This is a genomic window from Mycobacterium sp. NGS61 (genome assembly GCF_059812325.1).
On record NZ_JCALCL010000007.1, the window covers coordinates 87,323 to 105,976 of the forward strand.

An 18,654-nucleotide genomic window follows, 5' to 3' on the forward strand; every position below is an offset into this window, starting at 1 on the left:
GCGCATTTGATAGTTGGCGGGCCTTTACACTAGCCGCACAGCAGCGGTCACCTGGGGGACATCGTGAGCAATTTCGCAGGCCTGTTCGGGAGTAGTGATCCCGGAGGTCTCGATGTGGACCGCTTGCTGTCCAATCTCCAGGAATTTCAGGGTGCGGCAGCCCGTTCGGCGCAACGGATGGCGATCGAGACAGCCGACGGATGGTCCACAGACGATCTCGCGCACGTGTGGGTGAACGCCCAGGGCGTGGTGGTGCAGGTGGAGTTCGACGAGACGCTGTTGGCGCAGGCGAGTGGCACCGAGGTGGGTGCCGCGGTCGTGCAGGCCGCGCAGGCGGCGGCCGCCCAGATGCGCGCCAAGACCGATGCCTTCCAGGCCGGCCTGTGGCAACAGGTCGCGCAGTTCGGCGTCCCGCCCGTCACTGACGTCGAAGAACTCCAGCCGTTGCAGCCGCAGGTGCCGCTGTCCGCGCCCGGCTCCCGGGAGCGGCGCACATTGGCCGAAGAGCTCGACGCCGAGGACCATCAGCGCACGGCCGCTCCAGCCGCCGACCCGCCGGACTGGCAGCTGACGATTCACGACAACGACTGAGCCGAAGGGAAGTTCACCGCACATGGCAGGACAGTTTGAATACGACGACACCACCGCACGCGCGGGAATCAGACAATTCGACGAACTCGGAAATCGGCTCGCTACCCTGATGCGCAGCGTGAATGCGGAGTTGTCCGGTGACTCGCCGTGGTCGCACGACAAGATCGGTTCGGCTTTTGCCGGGAAGTTCGATCCGGACCGCACGAGAACCCTTGGCAACGCCAAAGATCTCGCGCAGGGGGTGGCCAGCGTCGCACCCGCACTCACCGAAGCCGCCAACACCATCGTCGCAGCGGATGGCGGGGTCGCCGGCTAGCCGCCGGCACGGGAGCCGGCCTGATGCTGGGCGCGTAAGCCGTGGGTATCGAGCTTCCGGGTTGGTTGCGGTGGGTAGGCGACCTGATCGGCGAGCCGTTTCCGGAAGGGGACGAAACCGCGTGTCGGCGACAGGCTGACAGGTGGCGGCACTACGCGGACGAGTTGACGCGATTCAAGACTGATCTGGACGCCGCCACCCAGTCGACCCTTTCTGGATTCACGGCCGGCGAGTTTCACGACAAGCTGATCGAAGGGCTCAAACCCTATGCGCCGACGATAGACCAAGTCGCAGGTCAGATGAGACAACTGGCGGAGGCGGTCGAAAAGGCGGCCACTGAGATCGAATTCGCCAAGCAGATGTTCATCGCCAACCTGGTTGTGCTGGCGGCGAGTCTGACCGCGCTGCTGGCGTCGATCTGGATCAACTGGACGGCTCCCGCGCAGATGGCGGCACTGATCGCCGGCGCCGAGGCAGTCATTTCCCAGATCATTCGTGCGGCAGTCGCGAAAGTGGTGGGAGAAGCAGTAGCCCGGGTCATCGCCCAGATCGCGGTGCGGGCGCTCGAAGGCGCGGCGATCAACGCCCTGGCGTCCGGAGCTATGAATGCGGGCATTCAGGGCATTCAGGGCATTCAGGGTCACCGGCACGAATTCGATTCGAGGTCGTTCTGGGGTGATGTCGGGTCCGGAGCGATATCCGGCGCCGCGATCGGCCCAATAATGCGGGGCGCGAACGACTTTGACGCGGGGTCGGTGCTTGGTAACCACGCGAAGAATTTCGGCGCCTCGTTCGTGGGCAATGCCGGTGGTGCGCTCGCGGCCCAACAGGTGATGACCGGGCACATGAATCTCGGCGACGCGCTGGGCGCCGGGGCGGTCTTCGGTGGCATAGACGGGCTCCGCCGCACCGGCGCGCCGGGGATCTCGGAGCCCAGTGCGCTCACCGGCGACCGGACCGGGCAGACGGGCGTCACACCTCTCTCGCTGGGCGAACCGCCGCATGTGCCGGTGGCCGAACCCGGAACCGGCGCCCTTGGTCACTCTCCGGAGAGCGCCGTGGTGCCCGCCGGACATCCCGCCGGAAATGTCGACGTCCCGCTCAACCCGGGCTCGCACACCCATGAGGTGGTGCCCACCGGGTTGGCCGGCGGCGACGCCGGCATCACCGCCCACAGCGCCACCGCACCGCCGGTGAACCACCCCGGCGTCCTCGACACGCCCGCGACCGGGTCGCCGAGCGCGCCGGCACCGCCGAGCACCCCCCAGGTGGCCGCTACCCACACCGGCTCGCCGGCCGCGCACAGTTCCAGCCCGCCGCCGAGCGCACCGGCCGCACCCCCCCGGTCCGGGCTGCCGGACGCGGGATCCGCCGCTTCCGGCCATCCGGCTGGCGCGCCTGCCGCCCGCACCTCGGATAGCGTTGTTACGCATGGCATTTCGGACCCGAGCCATGCCCCCGCGGGCACCGAGCCGTCGACGCACCCGGTGCGCGACATCGACGCGCACTCGCCCCGTGACTCACCGCCTGCGCATGATGTTGCTCCGGCCCGCGATATGCCACCGCGGGATTCCGTGCCACCGCATGACCTGCTGCCACCACGCGAAGTCGTGGCACCACATGACGTGGCGCCGGCGCGCGACACACCCGCCACGCGCGATGCCCAGCCCCCGCGCGACAGCCCGTCAACCCGCGATGCCCAACCCCGGCGGGACATTGCCGCACCGCGCGACGGGCACCACGTCCGTGACACGGCGCGGGACGGCCAATCACAGCCGGGCCGCGACGAGCAACGCGCCGACCGGACGCCTGGGGATCGATTCGCCGGGGGCTCGCATCCCGATGCGACCGGGCGCACCGAAGCCTCCAATGACTACACCAGAGACCCTGTCGGACAGCGAGATTCGGAGCATGCTCGCGATACGACCGGGATCCCCGACCAGGCTCCGATGCCTGCCGCCGTCAGTTCCGCGGTGCTGCCCGACGGCGCGCACCCCGCGGCCAGGTCGACAGCGGCCCACACCTCCCACGGCAGTGGGCCAGGACGCACCGGCGGACACCCCGATCCCCTGACGGAACCACCGGCGCGACGTCCCGACGTCGACGAGCCGCACGGTGGCGACGACCCGCCACCGCCCGGACCGGGACCGATGGACCCCGCCGGCTTCACCAACCATGCCGATAAGCGGGTCTACGGGCCGCGGCGACTCGCTCCGGTAGAGCACCCCGGACATCAGGCGGCGGTCGAGCACGCGCTGGCAGTCCCCGGCCGGCAGGGGCACGAAATATGGGCCGACCCGCGCAGCAATCGCTACGGCGACCTGGTCAACGACGGCGGACCGGGTGTGCCGGGGCGCGTGAACAACTGCCTGGACTGCGCGTTGTCGGCGCTGGCGTCGTTCCACGGGCACCCGACGGTGTCCGCACCCCGGTATCCGGACACACTGCCCAACGGGCTCATCGACAACCAGAGCGGCGAAGCGGGCGGGACGGCCCGGGCCAAGGCGTGGCTCGGCGACGGACTGCATCCGGCCGACTCGAAGCTCCCGATTCGCGATCAATTCGCCGCACTGCACGAGCAGATCAAGAAGATGGGCCCCGGCGCATCGGCGCTGGTCGTCAACGAGTGGCATGCGCGCGACGCCAACGGCGTCCCGATCTACGACGCCCACGGCAAGCCGGTGATATCAGGGTCGCACGCGACCGTCGTGGTGTATCCGCGCGACGCCCAGGGTCCGGTGTGGTGGGATCCCCAACACGGCTCGACCTCGGACCATCCGCCTACGCGGATGACTGACCGGTCCGCCTCGCTATGGTCCACGCCACTGCGGCCCGATCACTTCGGTCCCCCACCCGCACCGCAAGGAGGCCAACATGGTGCAACTGGACACCAAGGAACAAGCGCTGGCCTACCTGGCGCGGGTGCAGCCGGGACGCACCTATCAGGTGTGGCCGTTCGAGATGGGCTGGGTCTGTCAGGCGATCCTGACGCCCGAGGAAGCCGAGGCGGGGATGGGACTGGGCCTCGCGAACCTGGTGATCGACGCGGAGACCGGGATCGTGACGGTGCAGTCGAGTCTGGCGCCGGACTGGATCGCGGAGAACTACACGGAGGCGAAACGCAACGGCCGCACGATCGGCAACCAAATCTACCCCCACCAGTGGCGGATCACGATCCGGCGCACACGGGAGGACCCGGAGACCATCACCTACCAGATGGCGGCCGTGTCCCTGACCGATCCCCCGCAGCCCACGCAGGAACACCCGGTGACCGTCAACAAGCGCACGTTCCTGAACGAGCCCCCGGACCACCTGTCGAGCGTGGCGGCGTCGCACGCGCAATGGGTGAGCCGCCAGCGCAACGGGGTCTGGCCGGAGGAGAGCACGATGGAGTTCTGACCGACCCGTCGGCCACGACGCATCCCGACGACGCGCACCACCACGATGTCGATCCCGGTGACCGCGGGCGCGACGTCGCCTCGCATCCCGACGCCGAGCGGATCGCGAATGAGGCGCTGTGGAAGCGGATTCCGCCGGTCCATCCGAGTGAGATCCGACATCACCTGTCCGACAAGACCTTTGGTGAGCAGCGCGCCCGGGACAATGCCGCGTGGTGGCGCGAGCTGAGCGGCGAAGAACAACGCGCGCTGATCGACGCGTACTCCCGGGAAATCGGCAACGCCGAGGGCATCCCCCCGTGGGCGCGTACCGAAGCCAACGATCACCGGCTGTCCCAGCTGCACGATGAGCTGCAGTCCCGCAAAGACGCGGGCGAGCACCTCAGCCGTCCCGAGAAGCGAGAACTCGAGCGTTACAACGAGATTCGCCGAGCTCTGGACGAGACACGGGGCAAAGCCGCCAAACTCGGCGCGGAAGTGCACATCCTCGCGTTCGACCCGCACGAGTTCGGCGGCGACGGCCGGATGGTGGTCAGCGTCGGTCACGATCCGCACCGCGCCGATGCGGTGTCCTGGCATGTGCCCGGTTTCTCCACCACGATCGACAAGATCGGCACCAATCTGTCCAACGCGATGCACCATTTCGAATCGGTGCGGGCGGTGAACGAGCAGGCCCGGGTGGCCTCGATCGCGTGGATCGGTTACGACGCACCGCAGGGATTCAAGGGCTTGTGGGATGTCGCGCACCCCGAACTGGCCCGTGCCGGTGGCGATATCCTGCGCGGCGACCTGACGGCGTTCAACGCCGCGCGCGATGCATTGGCAGCCGACGGCAGCCACTTCTCCACCAACGACGTCTTCGGCCATTCCTACGGTTCGACCACCACCAGCTTCGCCGGGCACGGCGGCGAGCTGAGCAGCCACGCCCGCAGCATCACCCTGGCCGGGTCGCCGGGTGCCGGCCCGGTGCGTCACGTGTCCGAATACGGGCTTGGCGATAGGGTTTTCGTCGCGTCCTCGTCTCGCGACCCCATCACCATGCTGGGTGCGCGCTCGCTCGACGGACTGGGCGCGCGCCTGCCGGAAACATCCGGTCGCGCCTTCGGTCGCGGCCTGGGTCTTGATCCTGCGATGCATGCCTTCGGGGCGCACCGGATTACCGCGGAGTTTCCGCGCTACATGGATCAGATCCGGGGACCGGACCGCAATACTGCAACCCACTCGGCGTACTACAGCTTCGATTCGCAGCACGCCACTACCCGAACTGAGTCGTTGGCCAACTTCGGCCGCATCGGCGCCGGTCTGTTCGACCAGGTCCACCGTGAATTGCAGCGGTTCGAAGTGGACTCGTCGGCTCCCGGCCGGTGGCGTACCGCCGAACCGGCGGAGATGCGGGCGCTGGAACACCACGCCGACCCGGCCGAGTCGGCCCGGCGGATCTGGGATCCGCGGTGGCATTCGCTGCCCGAACATCCCGGCGGCGACGCGAGTTGCGCGCACCACGTCGCCGGTCTCTTGGCTGACCGCTATGGCCGCGATGTCGTGCTGCGGACCGAACCGGGCCCAACCGGGGTACCCGCACGAGATCTGTTCGCGGCCTGGGATTCTGAGTCGCACTTCGCGGGCTACGCCGACGTGCACGACGCGCTGCTGCGCCTCGGCGACGGGTCGGCGGCGATCCTCGCCTCGCGGTGGGCGGGTGGACCCGAGATGGGTGGTCACGCCTACGTCGCGGTCAACGAGGGCGGCACGGTGCACCTCTACGAACGCTTCGGTGACCACTTCGAGCGGTCCGGGTGGCCTCCGTACTGGGGTGAGGCCGCGGTCGACAGCACCGCCGTCGGATATCTCGACCACAACGGAAACCCGGTCGCACCCCTGGACGACCGGGGCCGGGGACTGGAAGCCGCGACCGCCGTCGGAGACGTGGCGGGACACCCCTCGGAACCGCCGGCCCCGCACCATCCGACCGGCGTCATGGCGATCGGCGATCCCGTCAGCTACCCGCCGCAGGCGGCGCAGCTGGCCGCTGATCTCAATCACGCGTTCGCCAGCGGGAATCTCACGTCGGACCTGGTGCGACACATGGCGGAGCTCTCCACCCACCGCGTCGGCGACGCGGACCGGGTGGTGCTAGGCAAGTACGACGGCTACGACGGTGGTTACATCGGCGCCGCCCGGCACGACGGCGGGATCTTCTACGACACCGGACCGGAGGCGTGGCAGAGCATCGAGCGAGGGCTGAGCCGACCGGACGCCAACGAACTGGGCTGGCGAGTGAACGAACAATTCCTGAGGACACAGCTGGAGAACGGGGTGCCCCGCATCGACTACCTGGTCGACTACCGGCACTTTTCGTCGGTGGAAGATGTCCAGCTGCTTCGTCCGGACTCGTTCTCGGCCAAGGAGATTGATTTCCTGCAAACTCACGCGTCGAGGTACGGCTACAAACAAGTCGGCGACTCGTGGGTTCTCGTAGAAAGCCGTGACAAATGACCGAAGGATTTCTGCAGCATGTCCAGCTCATTGTGGGGCCCGTGCTGGCGGAGTTGGGTTTTGAGCTGGCCGGGTTCGACGACAGCGTCGATGAGGGGGGCATACTCGGTTCCGTCGCGTTCTACCGGTCGGCCGACCGCAAGCTACAGATCTACAACTCCAAGAGATCCGGTGAAATCAACTGCATGATCGCGCTGCTCGCAGCGCACGATGTCTACGGCCTGTTCGACCGAACCGGTGAATGGCAGTATCTGACCCGTTTCGCGGACCGGGCCGAACTCGCCGCACTGATCAAGTCAGAGGGAACCGGGTTTCCCACCGAGGAGGAATCCTTGACCCGGATCAGGACGCGGATCGAGAGGTACTACCCGGTGGCCCACGCGGGCATCCGGCAGATGTTCGGCGATTCCGAATGACGGGGTACGGAAATTTGGATCGCATCCCCGTCCAGTGCCTCGACACGGAAGGAGTGGCGCGGTGACCATCGACGCCGCCCAAGCCATCTCCGCGGTCGCCGAGTTCGTGCGTCGCGAGGGAATCGATTATCCGACAACCGGTTTGACGGCAGAACGGTTCGAGGCCGGTTGGTCGGTGTATGCACCGGTACATGTCGACACCAGCGATCCGACGAGCTTTCTGCACATGCCGGTCGGGCGGGCGGTGTTCTTGATCGGGGACAGCGGACGCATCGAGCAGACGTCATCCGCCACACCGCCGCAGGTCGCCCGGCAGCGCTTCGCCGAGCGGGAGCGCGCCCTCGCCCACACCAATGCGGACCCCGCCGCGTTCATGGCCGGGTTCGCTGAAGCAGTCAACGCCGCCGACCCGTCGGGCGCACCCGCGGCCCGCAGTGTCACCCTGGTCGACGACTCACCGCCGCGAGAGAGCCAGGCCGCCCACAACGAGGAGATCGGCCGGCAAGCCTCGAGCATGCTCGATCCGATCGCCCGGGAGCTGGCCTCGCTCGGCCCCCCGGACTGGCGGGAATTCATCGCGGTATTCGCCCTGACGGTGCGCGGCGGAACCGCCGATTGCGCATTCGACACGCCCCGGGGGTGGCAGCCCGTCACCGTGCCACGTCCGGTGCTGGATTTGGTGCGCGCGCAACGTGAGGTGAGCGCACAGATGTCGGCCGGGCCGTGGTGGCGACTCACGTTGTCCGTCACCAGCCAGGGTCGGCTGCGCGTCGAGTACGACTACGGCGACCAACCATTCCCCGACGGTCAACTGCAGCCCGCGGACCACTATCGCGACGACATCGCCACCTATCCCCGGCCCCGGTTGCCGGTGTGGCTGGCCGGCTACCTGGCCGGGCCGGCCGCGCAGGGCCGCACTCCGCAGCAGGCGTCCGCGGCGGCATCGGCCGATCAGGCAGCCGGTCGTCTGCCGGTCGAAACCGACGACGTCGAACCGCTACCGGTCACGTGGACCCGGTGGGCGGTGCTGGCCGCGGTCTACACCGGTGCGCGCTCCCGGTGGGGGCCGCGGATCGCGGCGGGTTTGGCCTGGTACGAATCCGATGCCCGCAGCGGGTCGACCCTGTACCTGCTGCCCGGTGACCGGGCGGTGCTCTCCGGCGGGCGCTGGAACTCCCCGCTGCTGGTGGCGGCCTACCAGCAGGGACAACCGCTGCCGGACCTGTACGGCGGCGCACCCGCCTGGGTCAACGATTCGGTGCTCAACACCCGCAATCAGAACGGACTGCTCAGCTTCTGCTTCTGGTGGGAGCAGGGCCGTTGGTGGCGCGGATCGACCAACACCTTCGACGAACTCGACGACCCACTGCCGGCGATCTGGACACCGGGGGAAACCGTCGAGGCGATGATGGCAGTCGTCGGCCCGGGCGTACGGGACGCGTGCGACCAGCTGCTTGCGGCGGCCACCGCGCACACCGTGACAAGGGCCGATCTGGCTGCCGTATTCAGCCAGTTCGGTGACCCTGACCTCGATTCCGCACTGAACCAACTGAGCCTGGCCGGCCTTGCCGCATGAGCAGCACTCCGGACACCATCGCCACCATCGCCCTGTTCGTCGTCGGCGCCGCAGTAATGCTCTTCGTCGCGGTGACGGGGTTCTTCAGGTTGGGTGTGGAAGTTCGGCCGCGACTGATCGCGCCCCCGCGGTGGTACCGGGTCACCGACCTGGCCGCCGAGGTGGTCCCGGTGCTGCTGCTCGCCGCTGCGTACGCGGCGGGGGTCGTGCTGGCCGCCCTCAACAGCGGCGTGACGTTTTACTATCCGCTGATCGCCGTGACCGTCGGGGTGGTCGCGTGGAATTTCGCGCTCAGCAGCTTGATCCGCCGGTTGTGCGCGATGCGGGTGGGCCAGCGGACTGTCGAGGACGCGCAGTTCGACCAGCGGCGGGCGGCTGATGGCAATTTTGACACCCGCGGGTAGGCCGCGAGCTGATCAGAACTTCCCCGGGACGGGCATGGGAACACGGATGCCGGCACCGCCCCGCCGCAGAAATTTCGCGGATTAGTGCGCTCGGGGTGGCCTATTCTGACAGGTGATCGCGGCTCGTTGGAGGAGCCTTCTCTGCGTAGCCCGCATCGTGATGCTGGGGCGTCGGGGTTGCATGGGGAATAGTGATTTGCCGCTGACGGACGACGTCGGAACCGGAGGGGAAAACCATGTCTGTTGACGAACCGCCCGCGCCAGGCTCGCTGGGAGATCCGACCCTGCAACTACGGCAATGGCAACAAGCTGTGCCGCAGAACATTCTGGAGGTCGACAGAGCGGCATTGAATAGCTGGCTGGCCAGCACCGGTCGAGTTGTCGAGGACCTCAACGCACAGGTAGCCGCATTGAGCGGGTTGAAAATAAACGAGGGGGTTGTCGGCAGCTTCCAATCCGCGCAAGCCACGGCACGTCAACTCAATGATTCCGGGGATGCGATTCGCCAGCGTTTGGCAGAGTACGTGGGATTTGCGACAGCGCTTCGTGATTTCTCCAGTGCGGCCTTTACTCAACTGCTCAAGACCGACGAAGCCTGATGTTGTGTGAACAGTTCTGCGAGGCGGTGAGGCACGCGTGACGGGCGATCCTCCCGCTCTGGATTGGACGCCGCACGATGACGGCTATCACGGCGATCTCGGCCCCGTCAACCCGAATCACCCGCCTCCGAATTTACATAATTCGTATATCGGGCAAACTCTATATGACGACCTCAACAATATAGACAGCACCCAACTCGCGGGTCGGACGATTAAGGGCGTGCCGCTAGAGCACATCAACACTTTCCTTGAAGGCTACAACGGCATCAAGGACGCCGCGGAGGACATCGCGGTTCGCCATCGCTTCATTTGGTCTAACGTGAGTTCTGCTCTCGCGCAGTTACGCGGAACCTTTGAGCAAGCGATAGCCGCAGCGGAGCAAGGCTTATCAGGGGCGACCGCAGCACAGATGTCTCAATTGGCTCGAAATTCTCTCAACTACCTAGATTCCCTGGTAGACGCGACCGAACGGATGAGCCCCCTGGTGGACACGTTCTCGCGCGATATCAAGGAAACGCGGGATTGGTTCATTTCCAACAAGACACAATTAGACAATGATACCCGGATTCGGGCGCAATATGCGCATATTTCGGAGAAACAGGCTGCAGACGAACTGTTGTCAGCTTCTTACGACCGCGCGGCGCAGCAAACAATTCACTCCTTCTACAATCCGCCGATCGATTGGATCAGTCGACGTCATCCCGACATGTCGGCAGGCGCACCTCGAGTAGGCGCCCCCGGGGGGCCCGGGGGTACGGGTACGCCAAGCGGTGCGCCACCCGGCGGCCCGAGTCCGGGCGGCTTGGGCACACCGAATATTCCGAGGCCCGCCGGACCAAGCCGAGTGACCCCGGTTGCAAACAAGCTCAGCAGCCCGAATTCTTCCCCGAACCCCCTGCAGGGACTGGGCGACGCGGCCAAGGGCGTCGGAGACGCCGCCAACGGAGCAGCTCAACAGGCTCAGAACGCAGCCGGGCAGGCGGGCAATGCCGCCAATCAGGCCCTGGGTCAGGCCCTGAACAACAGCGGCCACAAGGGCTCGCTCGGTTTGCCCGAAGGGGTACTGGGTCTGGGCCCGAAGGGTCTGACCGGAGCCAAAACGTCAGGATCAGGAGGGGGTCGCAGCGGGGGCGCCGGAGTCGCGCACGGGGCCGCGAGCCAGCGGCCCGCCCAACTGCAGCCGTCGAGCAAGCCCGTCGCCGCAACGCAGGTGTCTCGGGCGGGCGTGGGCGCGGGAGGTACACCAGGTGCCGGTGCTCCGGCGGCGGGTCATCGAGGCGGATCGGGCGCAGACAAGGCACACAAGGCGAATAAAGCCCTGCGGCTGACGAAGCACGGCCAAGACGTGATCGGGGAAGCTGAAGCTGTGGTGCCGGTAGTCGGCGGGGAATCCAAAGACGCCAGTCCACCCAAATCGTCCTAGCCGGTCCACCCCAGGTGGCGAAATGAAGCGCGCGGCGCTGAGCCGAGTAGGACGCCTCGAGCTGGTCGACCTGCAAGCCATTAGCGACAAGCTCGGCCGAGATTTTCTGCCGCACCCCTTTGTCGTGCTGCAACCCTCCCGTTTCGGGAGTTACCAGGAGTACGAGTCATACCTGGCTGCCGTCCCCGGACGTCTCGAGGGGGGTGACCTACAAGACTTCGCACCGTGGATCACCTCGTATATCAACGCAGACATTCGGGTGGAGTGCGTCGTGAGCATTGTCGGCGCCCGACGAGGACGGATGATGGCGCATCGTCGCGGCCAATCAGGCTTCGTGGCTGCGCAGAATGACGAGGAACACTGCGTCGACGTGTTTGCGGTTGCACCTTACGAATTGGGCCCGGCCGTCGCAGGTTCGCTCGCGCTCACCCAACCGGGCAAGCATTCGGCGATCGTGATTCCCGGCTTGGTGCGGCCACCGGCTGAACCGAAGGCGGACAAGGACGAAGCCCCCGTCATTATGTCCCGCGACATCACGCGCGGACGGGTATCAATTGCCCGTTCACACGTGCTTCGGCTCGCGCGAATTCAGAGTCACTGGCAGCCGGCACGCGATTGGGGATTCGATCGCAGCAAGAGCACCGTCTCCTGCGTCAACGTCAGCGACGATGGCGACTACATCTATGCGCCGGATTTCGACTACCTGACGCCCATGACAATGGATAACCTCGCCGATCGCATCGATGCGATGATCGCTGAGGACGTAGCGAGGCTTCGACAATCACGCAGTACCTAAAGCGCCCTTCCGTTGGACACAGAACAGTTTGAGGTGGGCTCACTTCGGCGCATGCAGCGACATCACGACGTCCCGGTCGATGTCGTGTTCGATCAGACCGGTACCGACCTTGTAGAGCCAGATCTTGCCCGGAATCTCCCACAGGGTTTGGCAGGTCGTGGTGTCGATCGCCGCGTATGTGGTTCCCTCCGAAGCATCCTGCCTGGTAATGACGACGGTACCGTCGGATCCGACATAGCCGGATCCGAACTGCATCGTGCAGGTGCGTCCAGGTTGCGCGGTCAGCAGATCCCACTGCTGCCAGGCTGTCTGGTCGCCGTAGCCGCTGTCTTCTGTTCTGATGAACAGCTTGGTTCCGATCACGGTGAAGTCCTCGTGCAGATTCCGCGACGGGATGGTGGCGACGAGTTTGCCTGCGGCATCGTAGATCTGGAAGGTACCACCGACGGCAAGGGTGAGCATCGCCGCGTTTCGCCGCGGGTAGCTGCGCTGGGGTTGCTGACGTCCGACCATCCGCCCGGAGGTGTCATACATGAGCGTGCCGGTCACCTTGCCGGCATCGAACTGATAGGCGAACCCGCCGTTGTAGGTCTCGACCTCTTCGAGCCGGGTGCCCGCCGGGGGGGTGGGTGTCATGTCTTTGCCGTCGGCGATCGAGAACACCCGGTTGCCGCGCTCGTCGTGGACGTCCTTCAGCGGCTGCACGGCAAGGGTGAGCGGCGGAACGTCCGGATCCCAGGTGGCCGGGAAGCTGACCTCTCCGCTGCCGGGTAGGAACCAGGTCATCTCGGCGTGCGGACCGACGCCGTGCAGCCCTTCGCCGTATTTGGCTGCCAGCAGGTAGGTAGGCCCGTACTTGTACCCCACCGGCTCCAGCCGGGTGTCTCCGCCCAACCTGGGGTTGAGGGTGTTTGGTCCGCTGTAGGTCAGCGCACCACGCTCGAGATCGATCACCCAGGCGCCGGGAGGCGGGACATACTGCTCGGTCCCCTGGACGACACTGCTGGTGCAGACGGCCACCGCCGGCCCGTTGCCGTAACAGTCCCCGAAGAATTCGGGCAGCGCCACCGGCGGAAAGAGCCGGGCACCGGTGGTGACGTCCAGCCCGTAAATCCAGCCCGTCGGATGCCGGCATTTCTTGTCGCAGCCCTGCAGGGCAACGAAGTATGCCTTCGTGCCGTTGCGGGTGAAAAGGTTGCCCAGCTTGACGCCGGGAGGCAGTCCCATGTCTGCCGCGGTGAGTTGCCAACCGGGGACCGGCTGGCGGTTCAGGGGGAACGACACCAGCAGGTCTTCGGGTGTGCCGATCGGCGGGGCGGCAGGTGGGGCATCGGCAGCACGCCGGTCGGGAGACCAAGGCGCCCAGACTTTTACGGCCACGACGCCGGCCACCGTCGCGAGCACGACCACGAAGACCGCGCCGAGCCACCACCGCCGCCGAGAACGCCGCAGCGGCGCTTGCGGCGCTTCGTCCGGCTCCACCCACCGAAATCCACCCGCGGGTAACCCCGACACGCGTCACTCTCCTTCCGCTGCAGCGTTCATCATGGCACCGGCGCCGACGCGATCCGGCAGACCAGTAATTCGCCGTCCCGCACGCCCAACACGAACTGCACACTGACGTCATTGTCGAAGTGCGTGCTCAGGGTCCACAGCGATCCGTGGCGGCCGAATGCGCCGGTGGCCACGACGTGCATCTCCTTGCCGAGCGGCTGGTTGGTCTTGACGTCGTTGAGTTCGGTGGTGACCGTTCCCTCACTGTCCGGGCAGGTCAGCGCCTGCAGATTGGCGAAATGACGCGCGCTGCGTTCGCGTACCCAGGCCCGCACCGTGGTGTCGGCGGCCTGGTAGGCCTGCGCTTCTGTCATCGAGTTGCTGACCGTCTTCGGCCGCAATGTCGGGTGGTCGCCGCGGTCTCGGCCGACGACCGCAATCACCAACACCACGGTTGACGCCAGGGCCGCAATCACCCACAGCCACAACGAGATCCGGCGCGCTGGCCTGCCCGTCGGCGACCCACCGTTGATCGACACTCAGCCCCCCGCCTTTGGCGGCAGTGCGATGTCGCACACCTTCAAGGTGCCGCCTTCGCTGGCCAGAGTCATTTCTTCGTAGAGGAAACCGCCGTGCGTCTGCGCCTCGTCCACTTCCCGCTTGGTGCGGTCGTCGACCGGACGGATGCGCACCGCGATGCGCACCCATACCGCCGCCCCGTCATCACGGAACTTGGTGACCGCGTCGGTGAAGACCAGTCCCTGATCCTGACCGTAATAGCCGATCGTGCTGATCCAGTCCGTCACCGATTGCGCGGGGTGCACACACGCCAGTTCGCGCATCCGCGCTACATCCCCGTTGTTCTCGGCTTCGTACCACTGCGTTGCCACCGCGAAGGCCTGTTGCGCGCGTGGTGGCGGCGGCACCCCCAGCGCAGTCAGGCGCGGCGGCTCCGACCACCGCCAGCCCGTCGCGAACACCACTGCGGCAGCGGCCAGACACCCGATCGTGATCGTCGCCAGCACCCACTGCGGCCAACGCCGTGACCCGGCTGCGGTCGCCACCGGATCGGTCCGCGCCGACAACCGCCCGTCGGCGTCGCAGTCGATCACCAACCGCCCTGCGGTCCCGCTCTGCCGGTGATAGTCGCTGAGCGCAGCTATCACCCCGGCAGGTACCGGCAGCGGTATCGACGTCCCTTCGCCTGTCGTCAGCGAAGTCGTGACAGCCGAAGTGGCCGAATCGAATTCGAGGTGTAAGTGCGCCCAGCCCGCAGGTGCCTCACCCAGCAACAGCGCGACGACTTCCTCGATGCGGCGCCGGTCCCCCGGCGCCGAGCCGTCCGCGCCGCCCGAAATCACCGGTCCACCCTAGCGCTCGGACTGCGCACGGTAATGTCATTCTCAGTGCGCGCTCGCAGCGTTCCGCCCGGCCCGCAAGGAGAAGGATCCGCCCATGACCGGCCCCACCGAGCAAGCCGACGTCACGCGCGCCGACCGCTTCATCAAAACCGCGGTCGACATCCTGGGCGAAACCGGCCGCACCGACTTCACCGTGCAGGAAGTCGTCGCCCGCTCCAAGACCTCGCTGCGCGCTTTCTATCAGCACTTCGCCAGCAAGGACGAGCTGCTGCTGGCGCTGTTCGATCGGACCATGGCACAGGCCGCGGACATGTGGCGCGTCGAGACGACCGGATTGGACAGCACCTCGGCGCTCAAGCTGGTCATCGACCGGGTCACCGCGCAGCCGGAATCCAGCACCCAGGACAGCCTCAACCGGGCGCTCAGTCTCTACAACCAGCATCTGGCCGAGACCCGGCCCCGCGAATACGCCCGCGTGTTGTCCCCGCTGCACCGACTGATCCGCGACATCGTCGGTCAGGGCATCACCGAGGGCCTGTTCGACCCGGCGCTCGACGTGGGGGCCGCAGCCGCGATCGTCATGCAGACCGTCATCGGCGCCCTCCGGTTGCGCTGGCTGGGCACCGAATTGAACGGCACCCCCATCGATTCCGGTCAGCTCTACGACTTCTGCAGTCGCGCCCTGGGTGTCCGAGACACCACCGACAACGCGGTCGAGCCCACGCTGGCCGAACTGTTCGCCCAGATCGGCCTGCGCCCCACCACCACCCCCGGCGGGGAATTCGCGATGACCATGCCGGTCAGCCCCCAGGTGGTGAACACCTCCGGCGCGTTGCAGGGCGGTCTGATCGCCACCCTCGCCGACGTGGCAGGCGGACAACTGGGGCTGGAATACCTGCAGCCGGGTACCGCCATGACGACCTCCGATCTGGTGATCCGCTATCTGCGGCCGATTCGGCACGGCTCGGCGCGCGCGGTACCCACTGTGCTGCGCGCCGGTCGCCGCTCGCTGGTTGTGCAGATCGACATCTTCGGTGACAGTGACAGTGACAGCGAATTGGCGGCCACCGCCACGGTGAACTTCGCGATCGTCGGTCGCCCCACCGAAACCGGCCCCACGCTCGACTGATACACCGCCGGCCCGGTTTCGGCGTTTCGCCACGTCAGCCGTGTCACTCTGCTATACACGAGGCATCAGACTTTCTTCCGGCGCGCAGCAACGTCCACTCGGGGGGGTTTTCCGGCGCGGTCGACTAGGGGGTGCGCTGTGAACCTGGGTCCGTCCGAATCGTTTTCCATTCCGGTGCCGTTGAGCAACCGGTTGGCGTCCCAGCTCGGTGAGCCGAATAGCTCGTTGCGGGCCACCACCGTGCGCAGCGGCTCAGCGGTGCTGATCCGCGCCGGCGGCGAAGTCGATGCTTCCAACGAACACACCTGGCGCGGACTGGTCGCCGAGGCGTCCGCGGTCGCCACGCAGCCGGGAGTATTGGTCGTCGACGTGAACAGCCTCGACTTCATGGCCTGCTGTGCGTTCACTGTGCTGGCCGACGAAGCAGAACGCCTGCGGCGTCGCGGCATCACCTTGCGCATGGTCAGCAGCAACCCCGGCGTGGCCCGAATCGTGGATGCGTGCTCGTTCGGAAATGTGCTGCCCGTTCACCCGACGACGGAAGCTGCACTCTCCGCCGCATAGCGCGCGAGCTCGCCCGAGTGCGAGCGACATTTTGGTGCCTGGCGCATATCGCCTGGATTGCTAATCTGATTACTGTTGCTTGACGCTGTCATCGACGCACCCGACTTGTTTGCTACATCGGTCCGCGGGAGGTACGGCCAAGATGTCGGCCGAAATGGACTGGGATCACACGGTGGGTGCGGCCGCGGACGTGCGGCGCATCTTCGAGAGCATCCCGGCGATGGTCGTCGGCCTGGAGGGACCCGATCACCGGTTCATCGCGGTCAACGCGGCCTTCCGGGCCTTCAATCCAGCGGTGCAACTAGTGGGAAAACCCGCCCGGGAGATCTATCCGGAGCTGGAGAGCCAGCAGATCTTCGACATGTTCGACCGGGTGTATCAGACCGGTGAGCCGCAATCCGGGGCCGAGTGGCGACTGCAGGTCGACCTGCAGGGTTCCGGCGTCGAGGAACGCTTCTTCGATTTCCTCGTCACGCCGCGACGTTCCCCCGACGGACCGATCGAGGGCGTGCAACTGGTCTTCGATGACGTCACGGCACGGGTCGAGGCACGGTTGGCCGCCGAGGCGCGGGTCGAGGAACTCGCGGAGCGCTACCGCAACGCCCGCGATTCGGCGACCGTGATGCAGCAGGCACTGCTGGCGGCGACCGTGCCGATCGTGCCCGGCGCCGATGTGGCCGCCGAGTACCTCGTCGCCGCCGAGGACACCGCGGCCGGCGGGGACTGGTTCGACGCCCTGCCCCTCGGTGGTCACCTGGTGCTGGTGGTCGGCGACGTGGTGGGCCACGGTGTCGAGGCGGCCGCAGTGATGTCTCAGCTACGCACCGCGTTGCGGATGCAGCTCACCGCCGGACTCTCGATCACCGAGGCACTCGAGGCCGTGGACCGCTTCCATGAGCAGGTGCCCGGGTCGAAGTCGGCCACCATCTGCGTCGGCGCCCTGAACTTCAGCACCGGTGAGTTCCAGTACTGCACCGCCGGCCATCCGCCCCCGCTGGTGGTGACGGCCGATGCGGGCTCGCGCTACCTCGAGCCGTCCGGCGGCGGGCCACTGGGCAGCGGCAACGGATTTCCGGTGCGCAGCGAGCCGATCGACGTCGGGCACGCGGTGCTGCTCTACAGCGACGGCCTGATCGAACGCCCGGGACGGCCGCTGGCGGCGAGCACCACCGAGTTCGCGGAATTGGCGGCCAGTATCGCCGCCGGCACCGGCGGGTTCGTGATCGACGCACCCGCGCGGCCCATCGACCGCCTCTGTTCGGAGACACTCGAATTACTCTTGCGCTCAACGGGTTACAACGACGACGTCACGCTGCTCGCGGCGCAGCGACGAACCGCGACGCCACCGCTTCAGGTCACCGCCGATGCCACCATCCACGCCGCCCGCGGCATCCGGGCCCGGCTGCGCAAGTGGCTCGCCGAGCTCGGTGCCGAGGCCGACGACATCTCCGACGTAGTGCACGCAGTCTCCGAATTCGTGGAGAACGCCGTCGAACACGGCTACGCCACCGAAGTCTCCGGCGGTGTCGAAGTCAGAGCGGAACTGGGTGGTGACGGCCTGCTGCGGGCGGCGGTGACGGACCGCGGCAAATGGAAGGACTACCGCGAGGGCGAACGCGGCCGCGGGCGCGGCCTGCCCATGGCCGAGGCGCTGGTGACCGAATCGCACGTGGTCCACGGTCCCGACGGCACCACCGCCAGCCTCATCCACCGCCTGTCCCGGCCGGCCAACTTCGTCAGCGACTCGGTGGTCAGCCGGGTGTCCTACCAGCGGGTGGTGGACAGCGAGTTCGTGTCGCTGGTTGCCGACGGCGGTCGCATCATCGTGCGCGGCGAGGTCGATTCCCACACCGCGTCCACCCTGGATCGCCAGATTGCGGTCGAAAGCCGTTCGGGCATAGCGTCATTGACGATCGACCTGAGCGCTGTCACCCACCTCGGCTCGGCGGGTGTCAGTGCGCTGGCCGCCGCGCGCGAACGTGCGCGCAGACACGGCGGCGACTGCGTGCTGGTGGCGCCGCCGGGCAGCCCCGCACACCACGTGTTGTCGCTGGTCCAGATTCCGGTCAGCGCCGCCGACGCCTGAGGGCG

General features: G+C 66.9%; 17 protein-coding genes and 2 pseudogenes. 15 read left to right on the forward strand and 4 right to left on the reverse strand.

The features are described from left to right. Window positions 1-63: 63 nt before the first annotated feature. The 3 genes and pseudogenes from AC5Y3Z_RS16155 to AC5Y3Z_RS16165 form a co-directional block, all read left to right on the forward strand. Window positions 64-591 (forward strand): YbaB/EbfC family nucleoid-associated protein, encoded by a 528-nt coding sequence (locus AC5Y3Z_RS16155; protein ID WP_463826509.1) that lies wholly within the window; start codon window positions 64-66, stop codon window positions 589-591. A 22-nt stretch (window positions 592-613) separates the two neighbouring features. Next, on the forward strand, window positions 614-907 hold the full coding sequence (locus tag AC5Y3Z_RS16160) for a hypothetical protein (RefSeq protein WP_463826510.1): 294 nt from the start codon (window positions 614-616) through the stop codon (window positions 905-907). Window positions 908-948: 41 nt separating this feature from the next. Then, window positions 949-1,311: pseudogene (locus tag AC5Y3Z_RS16165) on the forward strand (WXG100-like domain-containing protein); the annotation flags it as partial. Between the two features lie 635 nt (window positions 1,312-1,946). On the opposite strand, the gene AC5Y3Z_RS16170 reads toward AC5Y3Z_RS16165, so the two are convergent. Beyond that, the gene (locus AC5Y3Z_RS16170) at window positions 1,947-2,318 is read right to left on the reverse strand and encodes a hypothetical protein (RefSeq protein WP_463826829.1); all 372 of its coding nucleotides are present in this window, start codon (window positions 2,316-2,318) and stop codon (window positions 1,947-1,949) included. A gap of 961 nt (window positions 2,319-3,279) precedes the next feature. On the opposite strand from AC5Y3Z_RS16170, the pseudogene AC5Y3Z_RS16175 reads away from it, so the two are divergent. The 9 genes and pseudogenes from AC5Y3Z_RS16175 to AC5Y3Z_RS16215 all read left to right on the forward strand — a co-directional run. After that, window positions 3,280-3,657 (forward strand): annotated as a pseudogene (locus AC5Y3Z_RS16175) (toxin glutamine deamidase domain-containing protein); the annotation flags it as partial. 124 nt (window positions 3,658-3,781) lie between these two features. After that, the gene (locus AC5Y3Z_RS16180) at window positions 3,782-4,306 is read left to right on the forward strand and encodes an SUKH-4 family immunity protein (RefSeq protein WP_463826830.1); all 525 of its coding nucleotides are present in this window, start codon (window positions 3,782-3,784) and stop codon (window positions 4,304-4,306) included. Next, window positions 4,249-6,801 (forward strand): alpha/beta hydrolase, encoded by a 2,553-nt coding sequence (locus tag AC5Y3Z_RS16185; RefSeq protein ID WP_463826797.1) that lies wholly within the window; start codon window positions 4,249-4,251, stop codon window positions 6,799-6,801. The genes AC5Y3Z_RS16180 and AC5Y3Z_RS16185 overlap by 58 nt, the downstream gene beginning before the upstream one ends. Next, entirely contained in the window at window positions 6,798-7,217 is a 420-nt protein-coding gene (locus tag AC5Y3Z_RS16190; RefSeq protein ID WP_463826511.1) for a hypothetical protein, read from the forward strand. Before AC5Y3Z_RS16185 ends, AC5Y3Z_RS16190 begins: the two co-directional genes overlap by 4 nt. 61 nt (window positions 7,218-7,278) lie before the next feature. Then, a complete protein-coding gene (locus tag AC5Y3Z_RS16195; protein ID WP_463826512.1) occupies window positions 7,279-8,793 on the forward strand; it encodes a hypothetical protein in 1,515 nt (504 codons plus the stop codon). Continuing rightward, a complete protein-coding gene (locus tag AC5Y3Z_RS16200; RefSeq protein WP_463826513.1) occupies window positions 8,790-9,197 on the forward strand; it encodes a hypothetical protein in 408 nt (135 codons plus the stop codon). Before AC5Y3Z_RS16195 ends, AC5Y3Z_RS16200 begins: the two co-directional genes overlap by 4 nt. Window positions 9,198-9,433: 236 nt before the next feature. Beyond that, on the forward strand, window positions 9,434-9,796 hold the full coding sequence (locus AC5Y3Z_RS16205; protein ID WP_463826514.1) for a hypothetical protein: 363 nt from the start codon (window positions 9,434-9,436) through the stop codon (window positions 9,794-9,796). A gap of 37 nt (window positions 9,797-9,833) precedes the next feature. Continuing rightward, entirely contained in the window at window positions 9,834-11,219 is a 1,386-nt protein-coding gene (locus AC5Y3Z_RS16210; RefSeq protein WP_463826515.1) for a hypothetical protein, read from the forward strand. Window positions 11,220-11,241: 22 nt separating this feature from the next. Then, a complete protein-coding gene (locus AC5Y3Z_RS16215) occupies window positions 11,242-12,015 on the forward strand; it encodes an ESX secretion-associated protein EspG (protein ID WP_463826516.1) in 774 nt (257 codons plus the stop codon). Window positions 12,016-12,054: 39 nt separating this feature from the next. Here the strand turns inward: AC5Y3Z_RS16215 and AC5Y3Z_RS16220 are convergent, their stop codons facing one another. Genes AC5Y3Z_RS16220 through AC5Y3Z_RS16230 form a run of 3 tightly spaced genes read right to left on the reverse strand, consistent with a single transcriptional unit; the run spans window position 12,055 to window position 14,870 of the window. After that, window positions 12,055-13,530, reverse strand: coding sequence for a 9-bladed beta-propeller domain-containing protein (locus tag AC5Y3Z_RS16220; protein WP_463826517.1), 1,476 nt, complete (start codon window positions 13,528-13,530; stop codon window positions 12,055-12,057). A gap of 29 nt (window positions 13,531-13,559) precedes the next feature. Beyond that, on the reverse strand, window positions 13,560-14,048 hold the full coding sequence (locus AC5Y3Z_RS16225; protein WP_463826518.1) for a hypothetical protein: 489 nt from the start codon (window positions 14,046-14,048) through the stop codon (window positions 13,560-13,562). Next, window positions 14,049-14,870, reverse strand: a complete 822-nt coding sequence (locus tag AC5Y3Z_RS16230) for a hypothetical protein (protein WP_463826519.1) — start codon at window positions 14,868-14,870, stop codon at window positions 14,049-14,051. It abuts the gene before it with no gap. A gap of 94 nt (window positions 14,871-14,964) precedes the next feature. On the opposite strand from AC5Y3Z_RS16230, the gene AC5Y3Z_RS16235 reads away from it, so the two are divergent. The 3 genes from AC5Y3Z_RS16235 (at window position 14,965) to AC5Y3Z_RS16245 (ending at window position 18,649) form a co-directional block, all read left to right on the forward strand. Further along, the gene (locus AC5Y3Z_RS16235) at window positions 14,965-15,999 is read left to right on the forward strand and encodes a hotdog fold thioesterase (RefSeq protein WP_463826520.1); all 1,035 of its coding nucleotides are present in this window, start codon (window positions 14,965-14,967) and stop codon (window positions 15,997-15,999) included. Between the two features lie 138 nt (window positions 16,000-16,137). Beyond that, window positions 16,138-16,563, forward strand: coding sequence for an anti-sigma factor antagonist (locus AC5Y3Z_RS16240; RefSeq protein WP_463826521.1), 426 nt, complete (start codon window positions 16,138-16,140; stop codon window positions 16,561-16,563). Window positions 16,564-16,705: 142 nt separating this feature from the next. After that, on the forward strand, window positions 16,706-18,649 hold the full coding sequence (locus tag AC5Y3Z_RS16245; protein ID WP_473139691.1) for a SpoIIE family protein phosphatase: 1,944 nt from the start codon (window positions 16,706-16,708) through the stop codon (window positions 18,647-18,649). The last annotated feature ends 5 nt before the right edge of the window (window positions 18,650-18,654 follow it).